Below are 22,235 nucleotides of genomic sequence, written 5' to 3' on the forward strand. Positions count from 1 at the left end.
GCCGGTCAGCCGGTGCGGCGCAGCAGCCGGAGCGAGCCGGTGCCCGGCAGCTCGGTGAACTCCCCCGATGCCAGCACCCGCGAGTAGACGCCGAAGGGCGCCTGGCCGCCGTCGGCCGGGTCGGGGAACACGTCGTGGACGGCCAGGGTGCCGCCGACGGCGAGCTTGCCGACCCAGGCGTCCTGGTCCCGGCGGGCGGACTCCTCGGTGTGGCTGCCGTCGAGGAACAGCAGCGCCAGCGGCGTCGACCACAGCGGCGCAAGCAGCTCCGACCGGGTGACCACGGCGACGACCACGTCCTCGGCGCCGGCCGCGGCGATGGTCCGGCGGAACGCCGGCAGGGTGTCGACCCGGCCGACGAGCGGGTCGACCAGCGCCGGGTCGTGGTACTCCCAGCCGGGCTGGTGCTCCTCGGAACCGCGGTGGTGGTCGACGGTCACCACCTGCCGGCCGGTCTCCCGGGCGGCGGCGGCCAGGTAGAGCGCCGACTTGCCCATCCAGCTGCCGATCTCCAGCAACGGCCCGGGGACGGCGACCGCGCGCGCCGCCTCGTACAGCGCGCGGCCCTCGTCCGGTGGCATGAAGCCCGGCGCGGCAGCCGCGGCGGCGAGCAGGTCGGCGGTCACCCGGGCAGCATCCCGGTCGGCTCCCGGCGCGGTCACCGCGGGTCCCGCCGCTGCGGCGGCTCGCCGCCCGGACCGGCCGCGGCCGCCTGCTCGCGCAGCGCGCGCAGCCGCTCCCGGCGCCGCTGCGCCTCGCGCTCCTCCTCGGTGGGCTCGGGCGCCGGGGGCTGGGTGCGCATCGTGGCGGCGGTGGCGACCAGGGCGCCGATGAGCGTGGTCACCGGGACGGCCAGCACCAGCGCGATCCCGCCGACCAGCGTGCGGACGACCTGCTCGCCCACCTCGGTCCCGGTGAGCACGATCCAGAACGGCCGCTGGTAGAGCTCGAAGATCAGCAGCAGCGGCAGCGCCGCCCCGGCGTAGGCGAACACGATGGTGTAGATCGTCGAGGCGATGTGGTCCCGGCCGATCGACATCCCGCGGCGGAACAGCTCGCGCCAGCCGGCCGTGGGTGCGGCCTCGTGCAGCTGCCAGACCGCCGAGGCCTGGGTGATGGTGACGTCGTTGAGGATGCCGAGCCCGGCGACGACGGTGGCGGCCAGCACCAGGCCGGAGAAGTCGAGCGTCGGGTCGAACTGCAGCAGCTGGATGGTGTTCTCGTCGTTGGACCCGGTGAGGTGCGCCGCGGCGACCGCCACCGCGCCCAGCACCGCGCTCAGCCCCAGGCCGAACAGCGTGCCCAGCAGCGCGGTCGTCGTCCGGGCGGAGAAGCCGTGCGCGAGGTACAGGACGACGAACATGATCGCCGAGGAGCCGACCAGGCTGACCCAGATCGGCGACCCCCCGTCCAGCAGCGCCGGCAGCATGAACTGCAGCAGCACGACGAAGGCGAACCCGAGGCCCACCAGCGCCAGCAGGCCGCGCAGCCGGGCCACCGCGCCGACGACCAGGGTGAAGAACAGCGCCAGGACGACGATCGGCGTGCCCCGCGGGAAGTCGTAGAACCCGTAGGCGGCGTCCCCGCCGTCGGTGCCCGGGTCGCGGTTGAGCACCAGCTCGTCACCGACCTCCACGCCCTCGGCGACGACCTCGGCGGGCAGGTCGACCTGCACGTAGTCCCCGGCGCCGACCCCCTCGCCGATGACCATCACCGCGGTGGCGCAGGTCTGCGCCGGCGCGCTGCCGGTGGCCTCGGCGCACTGGTAGGGCTCCAGCGAGGCGATGGTCGCCTCCGGGTAGGTGGTGCCCGGCGGCAGGAAGGACTCCGCCGCCTGCTGCGCGGCCGTCTGCTCCCCGTCGGGCCAGAGCAGCACCAGCCCGGCCAGGGTGGCCAGGCCGATGGGCACCAGCACGTAGAGCATCAGCCGGACGGCGCGGCGGCGCCCGGCGACGACCGCCGGGTCCGGCGGCGGGGCCTCGCCCTCGGGTGCGGAGGTGTGGGAGTGGGCCGGCACCCGGTCAGGCTAGGTGGCGGGCCGGCCGGCCCCGGAGCGCCGGGCGTGGTGTCGCCCACCTCAGTCCGGCGGCGCCACCGGTCCGAGCAGCTCGGCGCCGGCCAGGTAGCCGGCGAGCAGGGCGGCGGCGACCTGGCCGACCACGTCGTCGCCGGGCAGGAAGCGCGGCGAGTGCAGGCCGGGGCGCCGCCCGTCGTCGGACGGCGGGCCGCCGTCGACGCCGAGGAAGAGCATCAGCCCGCGGTGGCCGGCGCAGAAGTGCGAGAAGTCGTCGGCGCCGAAGGACCGCCAGGCGTCGTCGACCGGGACCCCGCTGCGGGTCAGCCACGGCACGGTCGCGCGGGCCAGCTCGGGGTCGTTGGCCAGCACCGGCTCGTTGTCCTCGATCTCCACCGTGGCGGTGCAGCCGTAGGCGGTGGCGGTGTGCTCGGCGACGTCGGTGAGCGCCTGCCGCAGCAGCGCGCGGTCCTCCTCGCGCATGACCCGCAGCCCGCCCCGGGCGCGGGCGGTGTCCGGGACGACGTTGAACGACGACCCGGCGTCGAGCTGGGTGACGGCCAGCACGGCGCCGACGGTGGGGTCGACCCGGCGGCTGACCAGCTGCTGCAGGTTGACCACGACGGCGCTGAGCGCGAGCACCGGGTCCAGTGTGGTGTGCGGGTACCCGCCGTGGCCGCCGTGCCCGGTGACGGTGATGGTGAACTCGTCGGTGGCGGCGTTGACCGGCCCGGGGGTGGCGTTGACGACGCCGGCGGCCAGCTGCGGCTGCACGTGGGCGGCGACGACCGAGTCGACCCGCTCCTCGACCAGGACGCCGGCGGCCACCACGTCGGCGGCGCCGGAGGGTGCCCGCTCCTCGCGCGGCTGCAGCAGCAGGACCAGCGGCGCCGGGCCGCCGACCCGGGCGACGGCGCGGCCGAGCGCTACCAGCCCGGCGAGGTGGGCGTCGTGGCCGCAGGCGTGCATGACCCCGGCGGTGGAGGTCCACGGCACGCCGGTCCGCTCCTCGACGCCGAGCCCGTCGAGCTCGGCGCGCAGCGCGACCGCCCGGCCGGGGCCGTCGACGACCCGGACCAGCCGCCCGGTGTCGGCGACCCGGCGGCCCTCCCCCAGGCCGAGCGCGGCCACCACGGCGTCCGCGGTGTCCTGCTCCTCCCCGGAGATCCGGGGGTCGGCGTGCAGCTGGTGGCGCAACTCGACCGCGGCCGGCAGCTCCTCGGCCACCGCGGCCTGCAGCCGCTCGTACCAGGCCGCCAGGGCGGGGTCGGGCTCGCCGGCCGGGACGGGCGGGACGACGGTCGGGTCGGGTGCGCTCACCCGGCGATCCTCCCGGACCCGCGTTGCGGGCGGATGTCAGCTGCCCAGCCGGTAGGCCCGCTCGGCGTTGCCGGCGCCGATCAGCGCGGCGACCCGGGCCGCGTCGGCCGCCGTCCAGGCGTCCTCGGCGACCCCCTCGGCCAGGTAGCGGCCCAGGCCGCGGCGGAACAGCACGGTGCCGAGCAGGTAGAGCTCGGCCAGGCCGAACGCGTCGGAGGAGAACAGGACCTTGCCGAAGGGGGCCAGCTCGAGCAGCTCGCGGAGCAGCGCGTCGGAGCGGTGGCCGAGGTTGTGGGTGGCCAGGCCGACGTCGACGAACACGTGCCCGAACACCTGGGCCAGGAAGCCGGCGTTGCGGTGGAACGGGTAGTTGTGCAGCAGCATCACCGGCACCCCGGCCGGCTCGGTGGCCCGCAGCAGGTCGGTGAGCAGCAGCGGGTCGCAGCGGTGCAGGTCGACGTCGGCGTCGCCGTAGCCGACGTGGAACTGCACCGGCAGCTGCCGGTCGATGCCGCTCCAGACCAGGAACCGGTGCAGCACCGGGTCGGCGATCCGCGGCTTCCCGCCCCGGCGCAGCAACCGGTCGGCTGCCGCGGTCACCTCGGCGTCGGTGGGGCGGGCGCCCTCGAGGGCCAGGCCCACCCGGTAGGCGGCGACCGACTTCACCCCGGCGGCGTCCGCGCTGCGGTCGGCCAGCCGGCTGCGGAATGCCTCGGCGAAGTCCCCGGCCGCGACGCCGCCGGCGAGCACCTCCTCGGCGAGGGCCTCGAGCCGGACCACCTCGCGGGCCCGGCCGCCGGTGAGCGCGGCGAGCTCGGCGGGGCTGGTGATCGGCTCGGGCAGGTAGCCGGTGTCGACCAGGAACGTCTGCGTGCCGGTCGCGGCCAGCAGCCGGCGGTTGACCTCGTCCGCGCCGAGCTCGGCGCGGCGGGCGAGGTACTCCTCGGCCGGGGCGTGCGCCGGGAGGTCCAGGACGGGCGCGCACCAGCGCCGGACGGCGAAGCCGATCTGGGAGTCCAGCAGCGAGCCGCCCAGCGGGCCGGGCCCCTCCGCCTCGGTCAGCATCGCCTCGAACTCGGCGCGGTCGAGGTCGCGGCGCACCAGGCCGTGGCAGTGGTGGTCGACCAGCGGGAGGTCGGCGAGGGTGGGGTCCAGTTCGCTCACCGGGTCATCCTGCCCCGGCGCGACCGGCGGCGTCCCGGCGGCGGCGGACGTACGTTCGGCGCATGACCTCGTGGACGACGGCCGACATCCCCCCGCAGACCGGGCGCACCGTCGTGGTGACCGGGGGCAACAGCGGGCTGGGGCTGGCCACGGCCCGCGCCCTGGCCGCGGCCGGGGCGCGCGTCGTCCTGGCGGTGCGGGATCCCACCCGCGGCGAGCAGGCGGCGGCCGGGCTGCCGGGGCAGGTGGAGGTGCGCCGGCTGGACCTGGCCGACCTCGCCTCGGTGCGCGCCTTCGCCCAGGCCTGGACCGGCGACCTCGACGTGCTGGTGGCCAACGCCGGGATCATGGCCGTCCCGGAGGCCCGCACCGCCGACGGCTTCGAGCTGCAGTTCGGCACCAACCACCTGGGCCACTTCGCGCTGACCAACCTGCTGCTGCCGCACGTCACCGACCGGGTGGTCACCGTCTCCTCCGGGTTGCACGCGTCGGGGCGGATCGTGCTGGACGACCTGAACTGGGAGCGCCGGACGTACTCGGCGACCGGCGCCTACGCCCAGTCCAAGCTGGCCAACCTGCTCTCCACCCTCGAACTGCAGCGGCGGCTGACCGCGGCCGGCTCGCCGGTGCGGGCCATGGCGGCCCACCCGGGCTGGGCGGCGACGAACCTGCAGAGCGGGTCGGGCAGCCGGCTGAAGGACGCCGCGATGGCGCTGGGCAACCGGGTGGCCGCGGTCAGCAGCGAGCAGGGCGCGCTGCCGACCCTCTTCGCCGCGGTCGCCGACGTCCCCGGCGGCAGCTACGCCGGACCCTCCGGGCCGCTGATGCGCGGCACGCCCACGCTGGCCGGCCGCAGCCCGGCGGCCTCCGACCCGGCGCTGGCCCGGCAGCTGTGGACGGCGTCGGCCGCGCTCACCGGCGTCGACCTCCCGGCGTCGCTGCGGGGGTAGCCGGCCGCACCGCTCGACGGGGTTCGGCCGCCGTGGCGGCGGCGACGAGCAGCGCGGCCGAACCGAAGAACGAGGCGGGCGTGCCGGCCGCGTCGGCGACCGCGCCCAGCACGAGGGCGCCGGCCGCCTGACCGACGGTGAGCCCGACGAAGAGGACGGCGGCGGCCTGCGGTGCCGCCGCCGGGACCCGCTGCGCTCCCCAGGCGAGCAGCACCCCGCTGAGCACCACGAAGGCGCCGCCGAAGCCGGCCAGCGCGAGGCCCGCCCCAACCGGGCTGCCGGGGGCGACGGCCAGCAGCAGCACGGCGGCGGCCGCGACGGTGGCGGCGCCGGCCCATGCCCGGCGCAGCCCGGCCCGCGCGACGAGGTCACCGCTGAGCCCGCCGGCGAGCCCGGCCGCTCCGAGCACGCACCACAGCACGCCGGTGACGACGTCGGACAGCCCGCCGTCGCCGGTGAGCAGCTCCCGGCCGAACGTCCACACACCGGCGCAGCCCGCCCCGCCCAGGACCGCGGCGACCAGCGGCCGGGTCAGGCTGCGCAGCGGGGCCCGGGCGGCGTCCCCCCTCCGGACGGCGGACGGCCAGGTGCTGCGGCGGTCGGCCGCCCGGGTCGCGGCCAGCGCCAGCACGGCGAACCCGGCCCAGGCCCAGCGCCAGTGCCCGGGCACCGACAGCATCAGCAGGCCGCCGGCGACCACCCCGGCACCGGTGCCGCTGTTGACGACCGCCTGGGCGCGGGACTCGGCGGCGGGTCGCACGGTCGCGGTCACCGCGGTGACCAGCGCCGGCGTCGCGGCCCCCGCGCCGCTGCCGGCGACGAGCACCCCGGCCGCGAGGACGGCGGCCGAGGAGGCGGTCGCGACCACCGCGGAGCCGGCAGCGGCGGTGCCCCCGGCCAGCCACAGCGCCGCGCGGGCCCGGTCCCGGCCGACCCAGCGCCGGGCCAGCAGCGCGGTCAGGCAGTACGCGAGGTAGCTGCCGGCGGCGATGCTCCCGGCGGTACCGGAGGTGATGCCGAACTCCTCCCGCAGCTGCGGGAGGTAGAGGCCGAAGCCATAGCGGGCCAGTCCGTAGGTGACGGCGACGACCGCCAGACCTGCGGGCACGATCCCGGTCGGCGTGCGTAACGATCGTTTCAGCATAACGACCGTTACGATAGGGGCATGACCGCCTCCTCCGCGACCCGACCGGCGCGCGAGCGGCTCCTCACCGCTGCCGGTGAGCTGTTCTACGAGTCCGGCATCGCGGCGACGGGGGTCGACGCGGTCCTCGCCCGGGCCGGCGTCTCCCCCGCCACGATGTACGCCCACTTCGCCGGGAAGGACGGGCTGGTCGCCGCCTACCTGGAGGAGCGGCACACCACCTGGCGGCAGACGTGGGACGCCGTGCTGGCCGAGCACCGCGACCCGGTCGACCGGCTGCTGTCGGTGTTCGACGCGGTCGCCCGCTTCCGGCAGCAGCAGGGCACCCGGCGCGGCTGCGCCTTCCTGGCCGCGGCGACCGAGCTGCCGTCGGGGCACCCGGGCCAGCGCTGGCTGGCGGCCGACTCCCGGTTGCTCACCGGGCGGCTGCACGACCTGGCGGTCGCCGCCGGACTGCCGGATCCCGAGGCCGTCGCCAGCACGCTGCTGCTCTGCTACGACGGCGCGCTGAGCGGGTACGCCCGGGCCGCGACCACACCCGGCCTGCCCGTCGACGACCCGATCGGCCGGGCCCGGCGGCTGGCCGCGGACTGGCTCGCCACCCGCACCGGCTGAGATCACGGCCGGGACACGTTCCCGTGGTGCGCGACCGATCAGCGTGGTGCAGTGGGTCCCGTGTCCGTCGCCGACCGTCTCGACCGCCTCCAGCGCCGGCACAAGGCAGCCGGTTTCCCGATCGCCGTCATCTACAAGTACGTCGACGACCTCGGCCCGTACCTCGCCGCGCTGATCACCTACTACGCCTTCGTCTCGCTCTTCCCGCTGCTGCTGCTGTTCTCCACGATCCTGGCGCACGTGCTGGCGGGGGACCCCGAGCTGCAGCAGCGGCTGATCGACTCCGCGCTCAGCCAGTTCCCTGTCGTGGGCGAGCAGCTCGGCACCCCGCAGGAGCTCAGCGGCGGCGTCGTCGGCGTCGTGGTCGGCGTGCTCGGCTCGCTGTACGGCGGGCTCGGCGTGGCCCAGGCCGTGCAGTACATGATGAACACCGCCTGGTCGGTGCCGCGCAACAGCCGGCCCAACCCCTTCCTGGCCCGCGGCCGCAGCCTGCTCCTGCTGGGCACCGCCGGCCTGGCGGTCATCGGGACGACGGCGCTGTCGACCCTCGGCTCGGGCAACGCCGGGTCGTTCGGCACGGCCCGGCAGCTCCTCGCGATGCTCGCCTCGATCGCGGTCAACGGCATCGTGTTCGTCTTCGCCTTCCGGCTGGCCACCGCCCGGCACCTGACCATCCGCCAGGTCGCGCCCGGCGCCGTGATCGCCGCCGTGCTGTGGCAGCTGCTGCAGACCTTCGGCGTCACCTACGTCAGCCACGTCGTCAGCAGGGCGAGCGCCGTCAACGGCGTCTTCGCCCTCGTCCTGGGCCTGCTCGCCTTCCTCTACCTGGCCTCCGTGGTGGGCGTCCTGTGCGTGGAGATCAACGTCGTGCGGGTGGACAAGCTGCACCCCCGCGCGCTGCTCACGCCGTTCACCGACGACGTCGACCTCACCGCCGGCGACCGGCGCAGCTACACCGGGCTGGCCAAGGCCCAGCGCCAGAAGGGGTTCGAGACGGTGCACGTCACCTTCGACCCGCCGGCCGGCGACGGGCCGCCGGACGCCGTCAGCGCCCCTCCGCCACCTGCTCCTCCTGACGTGCACCCAGCTCCGCCGCGGTGAGGGCGGCGCCGGCCCGCTGCGCCATCGCCGGGGCGACGACCACCGCCACCAGCCCGACCAGCAGCCAGGCCCCGGCCACGATCGGGAACCAGAACGCCGGACCGTCGGCGTAGGCCGGGTACGGGGCGACGTTGCGGTAGACGGTGTAGCCCAGCACGACCAGGGCCGCCAGCGGGACGACGACCTGCCACATCGGCACCGCCGGCATCCGGCGCTGGACGAACACCAGCCGGATCGCGCCGACCGTGGTCAGCAGGTAGGCGACCAGCAGGATCAGCGTGCCGATCGTGCCCGACCACAGGAAGGTGTCGAAGGCCTCGGCGTCGAAGAACACCGCGCAGACCAGCTGCACCAGGGCCATGACGGCGGTGACGACGATCGCCGCGACCGCCGGGGTGCCGGCCGCGGTGGTCGAGGCCAGCCCGCCGGCCCGGGTGGTGTCGCGCCGGGTGTCGCGGGCGAACGCGTAGGTGAGCCGTGAGGCGCCGACCACGCACGCCAGGCAGCAACCGAACGCGCTGATCGCCGCGCCCAGCGTGATCAGGTCACCGACCCAGCCGGCGATGTAGCTGCTGCCCAGGTCGCCGAGCAGCGACGGCGAGGAGGCGAAGGCGGCCACCCCCGCCTCGTCGGTGCCGAAGGCCATCATCTCGATCGCGGTGACCACGACGAAGTAGACGCCGCCGAACACGGCCGTCCCCAGGATCGCCCGGGGGATGTCCTTGCGCGGATTCCGCGCCTCCTCCCCCAGGGTCGCCGCGGCCTCGAACCCGGCGAAGGACAGGAAGCCGAACACCACCCCGAGGAAGACCGCGGACAGGTCGGTGCCGGGCGCGACGGTGAACACGTCGAGGGTGAACCCGGCGTCCGGTGAGGGTGCGTCGGCCGGCACGTTCCCGGACACCAGCCGGACCAGCACGATCGCGCTGATCACCAGGATCAGCGCCACCGTGACGCCCTCGACGGTCAGCAGCACCGACGTCCCGCGCCTGGCCGGCACGATCGTGAGCACCAGCGCCCCCAGCAGGGCGACCGCGACCAGCAGGAACGGCGCCCAGGACGGCGGGTTCGGCCAGATCCCGACGGCCTCCAGGAACGCGGTGCCGAAGATCCCGGTCGCGCTGGAGGTGACCACGCCGTAGAAGCAGTAGGTGCCCAGCAGGCCGAAGCCGGAGACGAGCCCGGCGCGCGGGCCGAGCGTGGCGCCGACGAAGGCGTAGACGGAGCCGGCGTGGTGGAAGTACTGGCAGAGCCGGACGAAGCCGTAGGCGACCAGCAGCACGCCGACGGCGGCCAGCAGGAACGCCAGCGGCACCGCCCGGCCGACGGTGCCGGCGGTCCCCTGCGGGTTGATGTTCGCCGCCATCGACGGCGCCATCAGCGCGACCGACAACCCGACGGCCTGCCAGACCGACAGCGACCGGGTGAGACCGCCGGTCCCGGGCCGGTCGGGCGTGGTGGCCCCGTCGGGACGAGGGGTCGAGACAGCCATCGGGCGCACTCCTCGGGATCGCAGTTGCACCCGGCAACGGGTGTGCTGGCGAGAGTGTGCGCGACGGGGTGCGCCGTTGGGAATGGCGTCACACGGAATCGACGAGACCGTTACCTGCGCGACCGACCACCCGCGTGACCTGCGCGTCATCCCCGTGGTGCAGCATGCGGCAGGTCAGCGGGGGCGACGGATCCGGAGGCACGCATGGAGCTGCACGAGCGGGACGAGCGACGGGCTGCGGCGGAGGCCCGCCTCGGTGACCTCGCCGAGGCCGGGGTGGTCGGCGTCGTCCTGCCCTGGGTCGACACCAGCGGCATCACCCGGGTGAAGTCGGTGCCGCTGGCCCGGCTGCCCGCCGCCGCGCAGTGGGGCGTCGGGATGAGTCCGGTCTTCGACGGCTTCCTGGTCGACGACTCCATCGTCGCCGGCAGCTACGCCGGCAGCGCGATCGGCGACCTGCGGCTGCACCCGGACCTCGACCGGCTCACCGTGCTCGCCGGTCAGCCCGGCTGGGCGTGGGCGCCGGTGGACCGCTACACCCAGGACGGCGTGCCGCACGTGCAGTGCTCCCGGTCGCTGCTGCGCCGGCTGGTCGACGGCTACGCCGCCGAGGGGCTCACCCTCAAGGCCGCCTACGAGATCGAGTGGGTGGTCGGCGAGGCGGTGCTGCCCGGGGACGCCGACCCGGACGCCTTCGTGCCGGCGCTGTCCGGCCCGGCGTACGGCATGACCCGGCACATCGAGGTGTCCGACTACGCGCGCGACCTGCTGCAGGCGCTGGCCGACGAGGGCGTGGCCGTCGACCAGTTCCACCCCGAGTACGCCGCCGGGCAGCTGGAGGTCTCGGTCGGCGCCGAGGACCCGGTCGCCGCGGCCGACACCGCCCTGCTGGTGCGCAGCACCATCCGCGCGGTGAGCCTGGAGCACGGCCTGCGGGTCTCCTTCTCGCCGAAGGTCACGGCAGACGGCGTGGGCAACGGCGGGCACGTGCACCTGTCGCTGTGGCGCGGCGACGAGAACCTGATGAGCGGCGGCCCGGGCACCTTCGGCCTGACCCGGGACGGCGAGGCGTTCACCGCCGGGCTGCTCGAGCACCTGCCCGGGCTGCTCGCCGTCGGGGCGCCCAGCGTCGCCTCCTACCTGAGGCTGGTCCCCTCGCACTGGGCCGGGGCGTTCGCCGCCTGGGGCCTGGAGAACCGCGAGGCCGCCGTCCGGTTCGTCACCGGCCCCAGCGGCGCGCGGGCGTCCGCGGCCAACGTCGAGGTCAAGAGCTTCGACGCCGCGGCCAACCCCTACCTGCTGATGGCCGGGTTGCTGGCCGCCGGGCAGGCCGGGCTGCGGGCCGGCGCGACGCTGCCCGACCCGGTCGGGATCGACCCCGGCACGCTCAGCGAGGACGAGCAGCGGGAGGCCGGCATCACCCCGCTGCCCGCGTCCCTGGCGGAGGCGGTGCGGGCGTTCGAGACCGACGAGGTGCTGACCAGCGCCTTCGGCGTCGAGCTGGCGACGACGATCGCCGAGGTCCGCCGCGGCGAGATCGCCCTGTTCGACGGCGTCTCCGCCGAGGACGTCGCGACAGCGGTCCGCTGGCGGCACTGACGGCGCCCGGCCCGTGATCATCGGCAGGTGGCTGCCCGGCCCGGCAGGTCGGGCAGCCACTCGCCGATGATCGACCGGGAGACATCTGCAGTGGCGGCCGGAAGATCTCTCAAGCGGAGGTGTTTACTCCGGTGCGCGGCCGAGGTAATCTTCAGTTGCCGCTAGAGGTTCTCCTCGGGCAGCGCATCCCTGGACCGTTCGACCGCATCATCTCCGGAGGTACGCAGCCATGATGCTGACTTCCAACGACCCGTTCGCCGCCACGTCCGCCGCGCTCCGCGCGCTGGACCAGCTCACCGGCCGCGGCGGCACCACGACCGCCCGCCCGCTCGCCGGCATGCCGATGGACGCCTACCGGGTCGGCGACAACTTCGTCGCCCACTTCGACCTGCCCGGCGTCGACCCCGGCTCGATCGACCTGCAGGTCGAGGGCACCACGCTGACCATCAGCGCGGAGCGCTCGGTCCCGCAGATCGAGAACGCCCAGTGGCAGGTGGCCGAGCGCCCGTTCGGCAGCTACACCCGCCAGCTGGTGCTGGGCCGCAGCCTGGACACCGAGCGGCTCGAGGCCAGCTACCACGACGGGGTGCTGACCGTGAGCATCCCGGTGGCCGAGAAGGCCAAGGCCCGCAAGATCACCGTGTCCCGGGCGGACACCCCCGCCCAGGTGGAGGGCCGCACCATCGAGGGCGAGCAGCACCAGGCCGTCGAGGGCTGATCGACACCACGAGGGAGGGGCGGGGCCGCGAGGTCCCGCCCCTCCTCGTCTCCGGAGGGGACACGTTCCATGGAGGGGCGATGAGCACCGACCCGCTACACCCGCTGGACGACCCCGACCACCCGGTGCTCACCATGAGCCAGGCGGCCGAGCTGCTCGGCGTCCAGGCGGCGTTCCTCCGCAGCCTCGACTCCGGCGGCGTCCTCTCCCCGCACCGCTCCCCCGGTGGGCACCGGCGCTACTCCCGCGCCCAGCTGCGGATCGCCGCCCGGGTGCGCGTCCTGCTCGACGACGGCCACCCGCTCTCCTCCGCGCAGGTCATCGTCCAGCTGCAGGACGACCTCGCCGACGCGGTCGCCGACGCCGACGCCGCCCGGCAGGAGCTCCGCGACCACGACTCCCGCAGCGCCTGACCGCCGTCTCCACCGAGAGCGCGCCTCTGGCGGTGCAACAGTCCGCCGAGGGTGCACCTCCGGCGGACGACCTCAGCTGAGGGCGGGCAGCACCAGCAGGACGGTCGGGACCAGCAGCAGGGCCAGCGCGCAGGCCAGCGCGGCCGTGCGGGCCGCGGCCGGCAGCGGGGCGGCCGGCGCCAGCAGCCGCCGCACCCGGACGGCGACCGCGCCGCCGCTGACCGCGAGCGCCCCGTCCGGCAGCGGACCACCGGCGCCGGCGGCGACCGCGACGATCGCCGCGGCCAGCGTCCGCCGCCGGTCCGGGCCGGCCAGCGAGCCCAGGGCGACGTCGTCGGCCCGCATCTCGACCAGGTCGCGGACGGCGTCGTGCGCCCGGTCGGCGGCCGGCAGCACCGGCAGCGCCGCACGCCAGGCGACGAACGGCAGGAGCAGCAGGTGGTGGTGCTCGGCCAGGTGCGCGCGCTCGTGCGCGACCACCGCGTCGACCTGGGCGCCGTCGAGCTCGGCGACCATCCCGGAGGAGAGCACCAGCAGCGGCCGGGCGCCGGGGATGCAGAAGGCCACCGGCGCCGGGTGGTCCAGCAGCCGGGTGTCCTCCCCCGCTGCGGCGGGCTGGACGACCAGCTCCAGCAGCGCGCGGTGCCGCCGCCGGGTGCGGGCGGTGCGCAGCAGCGAGAGCAGCAGCACGCCGAGCAGCTCCAGGGCGAGGACCGCGGCCAGGGTCTGGGCGACCCAGTGGTCGCCGCGCACCGGCTCCTCGGGCGGCGCCCCGGTGGACCAGTGGGTGACCCAGTGCCACCACGCCTCGGGCAGCGAGTGCCCCCACGGGGCCAGGCCGTGCGTCAGCAGCGCGCCGATGATCGACAGCCCGCCGGCCAGCCCGATCGCCTGCCAGCAGACCAGCGCGGCCAGCGGGTCGCGCTGCGGCCAGCCGGCGCGGGCGAGCGCGGCCGGCACCGGCCAGGCCAGCAGCGCGGCCAGCAGGCCCAGCGCCAGCGCGGTCGCGGGCAGCACGGTCAGCGGGTCGCCGGTCGGGCGGTCAACGCGCCGCGGCGTCGTCCCCGGCGCCGGCCAGCAGCGCGCGCAGCATCCGCACCTCGTCGGCGCCGACGCTGCCGACGAAGCGGGCCAGGGCAGCCTGCCGGTCACCGGCCTGGCCGAGCACCTCGTGCATCAGCTCGGCCACGTGCTCCTCGCGGGTGCCCACGGCGCGGAACTGGCGCGGCCGGGCGTCGTCGTGGGCGACGAAGCCCTTCTGCTCCAGCCGGGTCAGCACCGTGTGCACGGTGGTCAGCGCCAGGCCGCGGTCGGCCAGGTCCTCCTTGAGCTGGGTCGCCGTGCGCGGGCCGCCGACGGCCCACAGGTGCTCCAGCACGGAGCGCTCCAGGTCCCCCAGGGTGTTCATCGATCTCCTGTCGGCCAGCTCACACGGCGCGTCTTCTACAAAGCGTAGAACTGCTCTTCTACTCGGCGTAGAAAGGAACGTGTCGATCGTACGACAGCAACCGAGGAGGTAGCGGTGGACGTGCTGGACATCGCCCGCTGGCAGTTCGGGATCACCACCGTCTACCACTTCCTGATGGTCCCGCTGACCATCGGCCTGGGGATCCTCGTGGCGGTCATGCACACCATGTGGGTGCGCACCGACAAGCCCGAGTGGCTGCGGATGACCCGCTTCTGGGGCCGCATCTACCTGATCAACTTCGTGCTCGGCGTGGCCACCGGCCTCGTGCAGGAGTTCCAGTTCGGGCTGGCCTGGAGCGAGTACAGCCGCTTCGTCGGCGACGTCTTCGGCTCCCTGCTGGCGCTGGAGGCGCTGCTCGCCTTCTTCCTCGAGTCGACCTTCCTGGGCCTGTGGATCTTCGGCTGGGGCCGGATCCCGAAGAAGGTCCACCTGGCCACGCTGTGGGCCGCGGTCATCGGCTCGATCGTCAGCGCGTACTTCATCATCGCGGCCAACAGCTGGATGCAGCACCCGGTCGGGGTGGTCACCGACGACGCGACCGGCCGGCCGCAGCAGGTCGACTTCCTCGCGGTGCTGACCAACAACACCGCCCTCGCCGCGTTCAGCCACACCATCGTCGCCGCGCTGATGGTCGCCGGCGCCGCGCTGGTCGGCGTGGGCCTGTGGCACCTTCGCAAGCGGAAGCTCGCCGGCGCCCCCACCACCGACGTCGACCACAGCGTGTGGCGCCGCTCGGTGCGGCTGGGCGGCTGGGTCTCCATCGCCGCCTTCATGCTGACCGCGGTCACCGGCGACGTGCAGGGCAAGCTCATGTACGAGCAGCAGCCGCTGAAGATGAGCTCGGCCGAGGCGCTGTGCACCACCGAGGCGCCCGCCCCGTTCTCGATCTTCGCCTTCGGCAAGCTCGGCTCCAACGAGTGCGACGACGTCCACTCCTGGACCGTGCCCTACCTGCTCTCCTACCTGGCGCACGGCGACTTCTCCACCGCCGTCCCCGGTGTCAACGAGCTGCAGCAGGAGTACGCCGCGGCCTACGGCGCCACCTACCCCGACGACCCGAGCTTCGGCGACAAGGCCGGCGAGCCCATCGACTACACCCCGGTGCTGGCCGTCACCTACTGGAACTTCCGGCTGATGATCGGCATGGGCATGCTGTCGGCGGGCGTCGGGGCCTACGCGCTGTGGGCCACCCGCCGCGGCCGGGTGCCGACCAACCCGCTCGCCGTCTACGGCTCGCTGGCCGCCGTCGCCGCCCCGTTCGTGGCCAACGCCGCCGGCTGGGTCTTCACCGAGATGGGCCGCCAGCCCTTCGTCGTCTACCCGAACCCCGACGTCCCGCGCGCCGACCAGGTGTACTTCTTCACCGCCCAGGCCGTCTCCCCCGGCGTCAGCGCCGGGGAGGTGCTGACCTCGCTGAGCACGCTGACCGTGCTCTACGGCGCGCTCGCCGTCGTCGAGGCGTGGCTGCTGGTCCGGTTCGTCCGCCGCGGCATCACCACCGGCGACGGCGCCCCGACGCCGGGGCACACCCCCGAGGGGACGCCGGACGACGACCTGCCCGGCGGCCGGGACCAGACCGACGACGACGTCCTGTCCTTCGCGTACTAGGGAGAGCTGACCATGGACCTGCAGACCGTCTGGTTCGTCGCCGTCGCGGTGCTCTGGACCGGCTTCCTGCTGCTCGAGGGCTTCGACTTCGGCGTCGCCGCGCTGCTGCCGGTGCTCGGCCGCCGCCCCGCCGACCGGCACCTGATGCTGCGCTCGATCGGCCCGCTGTGGGACGGCAACGAGGTGTGGCTGATCACCGCCGCCGGCGCGGTCTTCGCCGCCTTCCCCGGCTGGTACGCCACCTGGCTGCCCGCCCTGTACCTGCCGTTCGTGCTGGTGCTGGTCGGGCTGATCGTCCGGGCGGTCGCCTTCGAGTGGCGGCACTCCCACCACACCGCGCAGTGGGACACCACCTGGACCCACGTCATCACCGCCGGCTCGCTGATCGCCTCGCTCGGCATCGGCGCCGCGCTCGGGGCCACCACGCTGGGGCTGCCGATCGACGCCGACGGCACCCGGGTCGGCGGCGCGTTCGCCGGGCTCGGCTGGTCGGCGCTGCTGGGCGCGGTCGCCGTCCTCGGGTTCTCCCTGGTCCACGGCGCGGTGTTCCTGGCGCTGAAGACCGACGGCCCGGTGCGGCTGGCCGCCCGCGCCTTCGCCCGGCGCTGGGCGCCGGTGGCCGCGCTGCCGCTGCTGCTGTGGGCGCTGCTGGTGCAGCTGCGGTCGGGCACGGTGGCCACCGCGGTGCTGCTGCTGGTCGCCGCGCTCGCGGTGCTGGTCGCATGGGCGCGGATCCGGGTCGATCGGGAGGGCCAGGCCTTCGCCGCCTGGGCGGTGGTGCTGCTCGGGTCGGCGGCCACCGTGTTCGGTGCGGCCTACCCGGTCGTCGTCCCCTCGACGATCGACCCCGCCTTCGACGTCACCATCGCCACCGCCTCGGTCAGCGACTACACGCTGACCGTGATGACCTGGGCGGCCGGCGTCGGGCTGCCGGTCGTGCTCGGCTACCAGGCCTGGACCTACTGGGTGTTCCGGAAGCGGCTGACCGCCGAGCCGGAGACGCCGCACGCGGAGCAGGTCCCGGCATGAGCTCTCCCGGGCGCGGGCCGCTGGGCGCGCTCGCCGGGGTGCCGGGGCTGATCGGCGCGCTGGCGCGGGCCGCGGTGCTGGCGCTGGTCCAGACCGCCGGCGTGGTGCTGCTGGCCGCCGGGCTGGCCCGGGCGGTGGCCGACGTCGCCGCCGGGACGACGCCCGGCACCGCGCTGCTGGTCGCGCTCGGCGGGGCGGCGGTCCGGGCGGCCGGCTCCGGGCTGGGCCAGGTGCTGGCCGCCCGGGACGCCCGGCGGGCCGAGGACACCCTGCGCCGCCGGCTGCTCACCCGGCTGCTCGACGGCGAGGGCGAGGCGGCGGCCGCGGCGGGCGGCACCGGACCGGCCGCCGTGCTGGCCACCACCCGGCTGCACGACCTCGGCCCGGCGCTGGCCACCTACCTGCCCACGCTGGCCCAGACCGCCGTCGTCCCGCCGGTGCTGCTGGTGGTCCTCGGCGTCACCGACTGGCTCTCCGCGCTGCTGGTCGCGGTCACCCTGCCGCTGGTGCCGCTGTTCATGGCCCTGGTCGGGCTGCACACCCGGGACGAGACGGCCGCGGCCGCCCGCGCGCTGGACCGGATCGCCGGGCACGTCGCCGAGCTCGTCCGCGGGCTGCCGGTGCTGGTCGGGCTCGGCCGCGCCGCCGACCAGCTCGCCGCGCTGGCCGAGCTCGGCGAGGCGCACCGCCGACGCACCCTGGCCACGCTGCGGATCGCGTTCCTCTCCGCGCTGGTGCTCGAGGTGCTGGCCACGCTGTCGGTCGCGCTGGTCGCGGTGACCGTCGGCGTCCGGCTCACCCACGGCACGATGGAGCTGGACGTCGCCCTGCTCGCGCTGCTGCTGGCCCCGGAGGCGTTCGCCCCGCTGCGCGCGCTCGGCTCGGCGCACCACGCCTCCGAGGACGCCGCCGAGGCCGCGGCCGCCGCCCGCGCGGCGCTCGCCACCCCGGCGCCGCGACCGGTCGTCGGCGAGCTCCCGGCCGGCCGGCCGCGCGGCCTCACCGTCGAGGACCTGACCGTCACCTTCCCCGGCCGCGGCGGCCCCGCGGTGGCCGGCGCCTCGTTCACCGTGGACCCCGGGGAGCTGGTCGCGCTGCGCGGGCCGAGCGGTTCGGGCAAGTCGACCGTCCTCGCCGTCCTCGCCGGGCAGCTGCTCGACGGGGCGGCGGCCCGGGTCGGCGGCACGGTGCTGCGGCCGGCCGACGTCGCCGTCGTCCCGCAGTCCCCGACCACGGTCGCCGACACCGTCGTCGACGAGCTCCGCCGGCACGCCGGGGACGTCGACCCCGCGCGGGCCACCGACCTGGCCGACACCGCGCTGGACTGGGTGCAGGGCAGTCACCTGCGCGAGCGGGCCTGCCGCACCCTCTCCCCCGGCGAGCTGCAGCGGGTCGCCCTGGCCCGGGCGCTGGTCCGGGTGCAGCGCGGCGCCCGGGTGCTGCTGCTGGACGAGCCGACCGCCTCGCTGGACGCGGACTCCACCGCCGCGGTGGCCGAGCTGCTGCTCCGGCTGCGCGGGTCGCTGTGCACCGTGCTGGTCACCCACGAGCCGGCGCTCGCCGCCCTGGCCGACCGCACCGTCACCCTCCCCGGCCGCCCGGCCCTCCCCCCGCCTCACCCCGCCCCGCTCACCACCCCCGCCCCCGAGACCGCTGCCATCCCGACCGGTGCCGGTTTCGGCGCCGAAACCGGCGCGGGGTTCGGCGCCGAAACCGGGGCCGTGAACGCGGGTCCGGCGGACGGCGGGCTGTCGTGGCCGCGGCCGGCGGTGGTGCGGGCGGTCACCGCGGGCGCTGCCTCCAGCGCATTCGGGATCGCGCTCACCGCGGTCTCCGGCTGGCTGATCGTGCGCGCCGCCGAGCAGCCGCCGATCCTCACCCTGATGGTGGCGATCGTCGCCGTGCGGGCCTCCGGGCTCGGCCGGGCGGTGCTGCGCTGGCTCGAGCGGCTGGCCACCCACGACGCCGCCTTCCGGCTCGCCTCGACCACCCGGCTGCGGCTGTGGCGCGCGCTGGTCGCGCAGGGCCCGGCGGCCGACCGGACGCCCGGTCGCGCGCTGGCCCGGCTGGTCGGGGACGTCGGGCTGCTGCAGGACCTCTCGGTGCGGGTGGTCGCCCCGCAGTGGGTGGCGGGCGTGGTGCTCACCGGGACGACCGCGGTGCTCACCGTGCTCGACCCGCGCGCCGGCCTGCTGGTCGCCGCCGTGCTCGCCGCCGCGGTGCTGGCCACGGTCGGCGTGCACCGCTGGGCGGACCGCGGCGTCGCCCGGTCCGCAGCCGAGCTGCAGACGGTGACGCTGCGGGAGACCACCGCCACCCTCGAGGCGGCCGGCGACCTGCGCGCCCACGGGCTGGCGGCGGGTGCGGCCGACCGACTCGACGCGCTGGGCCGCCGGCAGGGCCGGGCCGCCCGCGCCGGTGCCGCGGCGGCCGCGCTCGGCGACGCCGTCGCGGTGCTCGCCACCGGGGCGGCCGCCGTGCTCGCGCTGGCCGCCGGCTCCGCCGCGGTGCAGGCCGGCCGGCTGGACGCCCCGGTCGCCGCCGTCCTCGCCCTCGCCCCGCTGGCGCTGCTCGAGCCGCTCACCGCGATCGGGGCGGCCCGGCGCTCCCGGACGGCCTGGCGCGACGCCCGGTCCCGGGTGGAAGCCGTGCTCGCCGAGCCGGTCGCGGCCGACCCGGCACCCGCGGACCGGGTCGCCGCCCCGGCGCCGGTGCGCGAGCTCGCCACCGAGCAGCTCACCGCCGGCTGGCCCGGCCGCCCGGCCGTCCTCACCGACCTGGACCTGGTGGCCACCGCCGGCTCCGGCTGGCTGGTCGTCACCGGGCCGTCCGGCTCGGGCAAGTCGACGCTGCTGTCGGTGCTGATGGCCGCGCTCCGGTCGACCTCCGGCGAGTACGTGCTCGGCGACGGCCGCCGACCCGTGCCCACCGACCGGCTGACCCGCGCCGACGTGCAGGCCGCCATCGCCTGGTGCCCGCAGGACGCGCACGTCTTCGACGCACCGGTGCGCGCCAACCTGGCGCTGGCCCGCCCGCGGGGCGAGCTGGCCGGCCCGGACGGCGAGCAGGCCATGCGGAGCGCGCTCACCGCCGCCGGGCTGGGCCCGCTGCTGGCCGACCTGCCCGCGGGGCTGGACACCCCGGTCGGCGCCGGCGGCACCTCGCTGTCCGGCGGCGAGCGGCGCCGGCTGGCCGTCGCCCGCGCGCTGCTGGCCGACCGCGACGTCGTCCTGCTCGACGAACCCACCGCGCACCTGGACCCGCCGACCGCCGCGGCCCTCGTCGCGGACCTGCGCCGGGCGCTGGCCGGGCGGCTGGTCGTCTGCGCCACCCACGACCCGGCGGTCGCCGGCGAGCAGGACACCGTGCTGGCACTCGCACCCTCCGCACCGGCACCGGCGCACCGCTGAACCGCCCCCCCCCCGGCGTGCGGCGACCCCGCCGGTGGAGGAACGTGGAGGGGTGGACCTCGTCGCTCGCTTCACCGCGACCCTCGCCGCCCAGGCGGGGGCCGGGGACGACGGGCACCTGCTGCCCGGCCGGCTGGCCCGGGCCGCCGCCGAGGCGCTGGGCGTCGACGGCGCGGGGCTGAGCCTGCTGGCCACCGAGACCGGCCGGTCGCCGCTGGGCGCGAGCTCGGCAGAGGCCGCCCGGGCCGAGCGGCTGGAGTTCACCGTCGGCACCGGCCCGTGCCTGTTCGCCCACGAGACCGGCCAGCCGGTGTTCGTCGTCGAGGAGGACCTCCGCCGGCGCTGGCCGGTCTACGCCGACCTGCTGGTCGACGAGACGCCGTTCCGCGGCATCGCCTCGCTGCCGCTGCGCTCGCCGCTGACCCGGGTCGGCGCGATGAACCTCTTCTTCGTCGACGCCGCCGAGGTGCCCCGGCTGGACGTCTTCGCGGCGCTGACCGTCGCCGACCTGGTCACCTCGGCGCTCACCGACGCCCTCGTCTGGTCCTCCTGGACGGCGGAGAGCGGCCCGGAGTGGCTGCACAGCCCGCCCGCCCGGCGCCGGGCGGTGGTGTGGACGGCGGTGGACCGGACCAGCGGCGCCCTCGAGGTCGACCCCCCGGAGGCCCTCGCGCTGCTCCGCGGCTACTCCTACTCCGCCGGCCGGTCGGTGGACTCCGTCGCGGCGGACCTGGTCAGCGGCCGGCTGCGACCCGCCGACGTGCTGGGCCGGCCCGGCGAGGGCTGAACCGTCGCCGGTGTGCGGCACGCTGGGCGGCATGGCCCAGCCCACGGTCGAGGAGTTCCTCGCCGACCTGCAGCACCCCCGTGCCGACGACGTCCGCCGGATCCGCGCCGCGATCATGGCCGGCAACGCTGAGCTCACCGAGCACGTGAAGTGGAAGGCGCCGAGCTTCTGCTCCCGCGGCGTCGACCGGGTCACCTTCCGGCTCTTCCCCACCGACCACCTGCAGCTGGTGTTCCACCGCGGCGTCACGCCGCAGGACACCGAGGGCTTCGAGTTCGGCGACGACGCCGGGCTGCTGCGCTGGGTGGCGCCCGACCGGGCCGTGCTGACCCTCGGCGACCCGGCGGAGGTCGCGGCTCAGCAGCAGGCGATCGTCGCGCTGGTCAACCGCTGGGTCGCGGTCTGAGCCGGCGCTACCCGCACACCGGGCCGGCCGGGACGTCGACCCGGATCTCCCGGCCCAGCTCGGCGTCGACCAGCGGGAGGTCGTCGCCGGACCAGAAGCTGCCCGGGTCGTAGGCGTTCATCGGCCGGTCCGCCGCCAGCAGGCCCATCGCGGTGTAGGTGGTCGCCGCCAGCTCCGCGCAGAAGATGGTGTCGTTGGTCAGGTGCCGGCGCACCTTGCCGGTCAGCCAGCCGCGGGCGAGGTGCCGGGTGGTGGGGAACGGCTTGCCGTCCAGCCGGGCGATGGTGCGCAGGACGGCGTCCTCCATCTCCCGGGTCACGCCGCCGTCCTCGGCCGGGCCGACCAGCTGCCGCAGCCAGGCCTGCTGGCCGTACCGCTTCTTCCACACGCAGACGGCGTCGGAGAGGTCGTGCAGCTGGACGCCGCGCTGGTGCCGGCCGGACCACACGTCGGCCAGCGAGTGCCCGAGCTCGGCGTGCCAGAGCAGCGGCGGGAGGTCGTCGAGCACGACGGCGACGCCGACGTGGTTGACCGGGGCGTTGGTGACCGCCTGGATGGCACGGTCGGCGACGGACCCGCCGCGGAAGACCCAGATGTCCCCGGTGCGGGTCAGCTCGACCGCCTCGGGGAGCGACAACGAGGCCGAGGACGTACGCGACACGACACGTGAGTGAGCCACATCACTAACATAACGGCTCATGCGCCTGTCCAAGCTGTTCGGAGTCGCCGGGATCGTCGGCGTAGCGGCGACCGGTGCGGTCCTCGTCCGCCATGAACGCCACCGCCGGGCCTACAGCGCCGAGGAGGTGCGGGCGCGGCTGCAGGGCCGGGTCGTCGAGGCCGCCACCGCGCCGGCCGACCCGGACATGGTGCCGGACTGGCCGGCCGAGGTGCAGCGCCCGCAGCGGCACCCGATGGAGGTGCTGCTCAGCGCGGTGATGCGGATCGGGCCGCTGCGCCGCTTCTGAGGGGAATGCTCCCCGCCTCTGCCCGCAGC

Annotated in this window: 21 protein-coding genes; 12 read left to right on the top strand and 9 right to left on the bottom strand. The window is 76.0% G+C overall.

Annotated features, from left to right (window positions below; genetic code table 11):
• Positions 1 to 5 precede the first annotated feature (5 nt).
• Genes MODMU_RS18775 through MODMU_RS18790 form a run of 4 tightly spaced genes read right to left on the bottom strand, consistent with a single transcriptional unit; the run spans position 6 to position 4,498 of the window.
• The gene (locus tag MODMU_RS18775) at positions 6 to 626 is read right to left on the bottom strand and encodes a class I SAM-dependent methyltransferase (protein WP_014741949.1); all 621 of its coding nucleotides are present in this window, start codon (positions 624 to 626) and stop codon (positions 6 to 8) included.
• A 32-nt stretch (positions 627 to 658) separates the two neighbouring features.
• Positions 659 to 2,017: a YibE/F family protein gene (locus tag MODMU_RS18780; RefSeq protein ID WP_014741950.1), complete on the bottom strand. Its 1,359-nt coding sequence runs from the start codon at positions 2,015 to 2,017 to the stop codon at positions 659 to 661.
• 60 nt (positions 2,018 to 2,077) lie between these two features.
• Positions 2,078 to 3,334, bottom strand: coding sequence for a M20 metallopeptidase family protein (locus tag MODMU_RS18785; protein ID WP_014741951.1), 1,257 nt, complete (start codon positions 3,332 to 3,334; stop codon positions 2,078 to 2,080).
• Positions 3,335 to 3,370: 36 nt separating this feature from the next.
• Positions 3,371 to 4,498, bottom strand: a complete 1,128-nt coding sequence (locus MODMU_RS18790) for an amidohydrolase (RefSeq protein WP_014741952.1) — start codon at positions 4,496 to 4,498, stop codon at positions 3,371 to 3,373.
• A 62-nt stretch (positions 4,499 to 4,560) separates the two neighbouring features.
• On the opposite strand from MODMU_RS18790, the gene MODMU_RS18795 reads away from it, so the two are divergent.
• Positions 4,561 to 5,448, top strand: coding sequence for an oxidoreductase (locus MODMU_RS18795; RefSeq protein ID WP_014741953.1), 888 nt, complete (start codon positions 4,561 to 4,563; stop codon positions 5,446 to 5,448).
• On the opposite strand, the gene MODMU_RS18800 is transcribed toward MODMU_RS18795, so the two are convergent.
• On the bottom strand, positions 5,411 to 6,556 hold the full coding sequence (locus MODMU_RS18800; RefSeq protein ID WP_041795444.1) for an MFS transporter: 1,146 nt from the start codon (positions 6,554 to 6,556) through the stop codon (positions 5,411 to 5,413). The genes MODMU_RS18795 and MODMU_RS18800 overlap by 38 nt on opposite strands.
• Positions 6,557 to 6,613: 57 nt before the next feature.
• On the opposite strand from MODMU_RS18800, the gene MODMU_RS18805 reads away from it, so the two are divergent.
• Both MODMU_RS18805 and MODMU_RS18810 read left to right on the top strand, forming a co-directional pair.
• Positions 6,614 to 7,207, top strand: a complete 594-nt coding sequence (locus MODMU_RS18805) for a TetR/AcrR family transcriptional regulator (RefSeq protein WP_014741955.1) — start codon at positions 6,614 to 6,616, stop codon at positions 7,205 to 7,207.
• Between the two features lie 60 nt (positions 7,208 to 7,267).
• Positions 7,268 to 8,308: a YihY/virulence factor BrkB family protein gene (locus MODMU_RS18810; RefSeq protein ID WP_083869866.1), complete on the top strand. Its 1,041-nt coding sequence runs from the start codon at positions 7,268 to 7,270 to the stop codon at positions 8,306 to 8,308.
• Here MODMU_RS18810 and MODMU_RS18815 read toward each other — a convergent pair.
• Positions 8,253 to 9,800 (bottom strand): APC family permease, encoded by a 1,548-nt coding sequence (locus tag MODMU_RS18815; protein WP_014741957.1) that lies wholly within the window; start codon positions 9,798 to 9,800, stop codon positions 8,253 to 8,255. The genes MODMU_RS18810 and MODMU_RS18815 overlap by 56 nt on opposite strands.
• A gap of 204 nt (positions 9,801 to 10,004) precedes the next feature.
• On the opposite strand from MODMU_RS18815, the gene MODMU_RS18820 reads away from it, so the two are divergent.
• The 3 genes from MODMU_RS18820 to MODMU_RS18830 all read left to right on the top strand — a co-directional run bounded on the left by MODMU_RS18820 (position 10,005) and on the right by MODMU_RS18830 (position 12,530).
• A complete protein-coding gene (locus MODMU_RS18820; protein ID WP_014741958.1) occupies positions 10,005 to 11,399 on the top strand; it encodes a glutamine synthetase family protein in 1,395 nt (464 codons plus the stop codon).
• A gap of 229 nt (positions 11,400 to 11,628) precedes the next feature.
• A complete protein-coding gene (locus MODMU_RS18825) occupies positions 11,629 to 12,117 on the top strand; it encodes an Hsp20/alpha crystallin family protein (RefSeq protein ID WP_166503541.1) in 489 nt (162 codons plus the stop codon).
• Positions 12,118 to 12,197: 80 nt separating this feature from the next.
• A complete protein-coding gene (locus tag MODMU_RS18830) occupies positions 12,198 to 12,530 on the top strand; it encodes a helix-turn-helix domain-containing protein (RefSeq protein ID WP_014741960.1) in 333 nt (110 codons plus the stop codon).
• Positions 12,531 to 12,602: 72 nt separating this feature from the next.
• Here MODMU_RS18830 and MODMU_RS18835 read toward each other — a convergent pair whose 3' ends face one another.
• Both MODMU_RS18835 and MODMU_RS18840 read right to left on the bottom strand, forming a co-directional pair.
• Positions 12,603 to 13,547, bottom strand: a complete 945-nt coding sequence (locus MODMU_RS18835; RefSeq protein WP_014741961.1) for a M56 family metallopeptidase — start codon at positions 13,545 to 13,547, stop codon at positions 12,603 to 12,605.
• Between the two features lie 25 nt (positions 13,548 to 13,572).
• On the bottom strand, positions 13,573 to 13,938 hold the full coding sequence (locus tag MODMU_RS18840) for a BlaI/MecI/CopY family transcriptional regulator (protein ID WP_014741962.1): 366 nt from the start codon (positions 13,936 to 13,938) through the stop codon (positions 13,573 to 13,575).
• Positions 13,939 to 14,052: 114 nt separating this feature from the next.
• Between MODMU_RS18840 and MODMU_RS18845 the strand changes: the two genes are divergently transcribed.
• Genes MODMU_RS18845 through MODMU_RS18865 form a run of 5 tightly spaced genes read left to right on the top strand, consistent with a single transcriptional unit; the run spans position 14,053 to position 21,238 of the window.
• On the top strand, positions 14,053 to 15,606 hold the full coding sequence (locus tag MODMU_RS18845; RefSeq protein ID WP_014741963.1) for a cytochrome ubiquinol oxidase subunit I: 1,554 nt from the start codon (positions 14,053 to 14,055) through the stop codon (positions 15,604 to 15,606).
• A gap of 12 nt (positions 15,607 to 15,618) precedes the next feature.
• Entirely contained in the window at positions 15,619 to 16,635 is a 1,017-nt protein-coding gene (cydB, locus tag MODMU_RS18850) for a cytochrome d ubiquinol oxidase subunit II (protein WP_014741964.1), read from the top strand.
• Positions 16,632 to 20,045 (top strand): thiol reductant ABC exporter subunit CydC, encoded by a 3,414-nt coding sequence (cydC, locus tag MODMU_RS18855; protein ID WP_014741965.1) that lies wholly within the window; start codon positions 16,632 to 16,634, stop codon positions 20,043 to 20,045. The genes cydB and cydC overlap by 4 nt, the downstream gene beginning before the upstream one ends.
• 52 nt (positions 20,046 to 20,097) lie before the next feature.
• Positions 20,098 to 20,832 (top strand): GAF domain-containing protein, encoded by a 735-nt coding sequence (locus tag MODMU_RS18860; protein WP_014741966.1) that lies wholly within the window; start codon positions 20,098 to 20,100, stop codon positions 20,830 to 20,832.
• A 31-nt stretch (positions 20,833 to 20,863) separates the two neighbouring features.
• Positions 20,864 to 21,238 carry a DUF1801 domain-containing protein gene (locus MODMU_RS18865; protein ID WP_014741967.1) on the top strand — a complete coding sequence of 125 codons (375 nt, stop codon included), beginning with the start codon at positions 20,864 to 20,866 and terminating at the stop codon, positions 21,236 to 21,238.
• A 7-nt stretch (positions 21,239 to 21,245) separates the two neighbouring features.
• On the opposite strand, the gene MODMU_RS18870 is transcribed toward MODMU_RS18865, so the two are convergent.
• Positions 21,246 to 21,899 (bottom strand): hypothetical protein, encoded by a 654-nt coding sequence (locus tag MODMU_RS18870; protein ID WP_231851684.1) that lies wholly within the window; start codon positions 21,897 to 21,899, stop codon positions 21,246 to 21,248.
• A gap of 37 nt (positions 21,900 to 21,936) precedes the next feature.
• Here MODMU_RS18870 and MODMU_RS18875 point away from each other — a divergent pair, with 37 nt between their 5' ends.
• Complete coding sequence (locus MODMU_RS18875; RefSeq protein WP_014741969.1) at positions 21,937 to 22,206, top strand: hypothetical protein; 270 nt, start codon at positions 21,937 to 21,939, stop codon at positions 22,204 to 22,206.
• Positions 22,207 to 22,235: the final 29 nt, after the last annotated feature.

This window comes from Modestobacter italicus (assembly GCF_000306785.1).
In the GTDB taxonomy this organism is placed as follows: Bacteria; Actinomycetota; Actinomycetes; order Mycobacteriales; family Geodermatophilaceae; genus Modestobacter; species Modestobacter italicus.

What these genes read in the sequence shown, in the direction of transcription:
- MODMU_RS18795 (WP_014741953.1), top strand. Translation starts at nt 4,561, where the DNA reads ATGACCTCGTGGACGACGGCCGACATCCCCCCGCAGACCGGGCGCACC.
- MODMU_RS18805 (WP_014741955.1), top strand. Translation starts at nt 6,614, where the DNA reads ATGACCGCCTCCTCCGCGACCCGACCGGCGCGCGAGCGGCTCCTCACC.
- MODMU_RS18815 (WP_014741957.1), bottom strand. Translation starts at nt 9,800, where the DNA reads ATGGCTGTCTCGACCCCTCGTCCCGACGGGGCCACCACGCCCGACCGG.
- MODMU_RS18820 (WP_014741958.1), top strand. Translation starts at nt 10,005, where the DNA reads ATGGAGCTGCACGAGCGGGACGAGCGACGGGCTGCGGCGGAGGCCCGC.
- MODMU_RS18825 (WP_166503541.1), top strand. Translation starts at nt 11,629, where the DNA reads ATGATGCTGACTTCCAACGACCCGTTCGCCGCCACGTCCGCCGCGCTC.
- MODMU_RS18830 (WP_014741960.1), top strand. Translation starts at nt 12,198, where the DNA reads ATGAGCACCGACCCGCTACACCCGCTGGACGACCCCGACCACCCGGTG.
- MODMU_RS18840 (WP_014741962.1), bottom strand. Translation starts at nt 13,938, where the DNA reads ATGAACACCCTGGGGGACCTGGAGCGCTCCGTGCTGGAGCACCTGTGG.
- cydB (WP_014741964.1), top strand. Translation starts at nt 15,619, where the DNA reads ATGGACCTGCAGACCGTCTGGTTCGTCGCCGTCGCGGTGCTCTGGACC.
- cydC (WP_014741965.1), top strand. Translation starts at nt 16,632, where the DNA reads ATGAGCTCTCCCGGGCGCGGGCCGCTGGGCGCGCTCGCCGGGGTGCCG.
- MODMU_RS18865 (WP_014741967.1), top strand. Translation starts at nt 20,864, where the DNA reads ATGGCCCAGCCCACGGTCGAGGAGTTCCTCGCCGACCTGCAGCACCCC.
- MODMU_RS18875 (WP_014741969.1), top strand. Translation starts at nt 21,937, where the DNA reads ATGCGCCTGTCCAAGCTGTTCGGAGTCGCCGGGATCGTCGGCGTAGCG.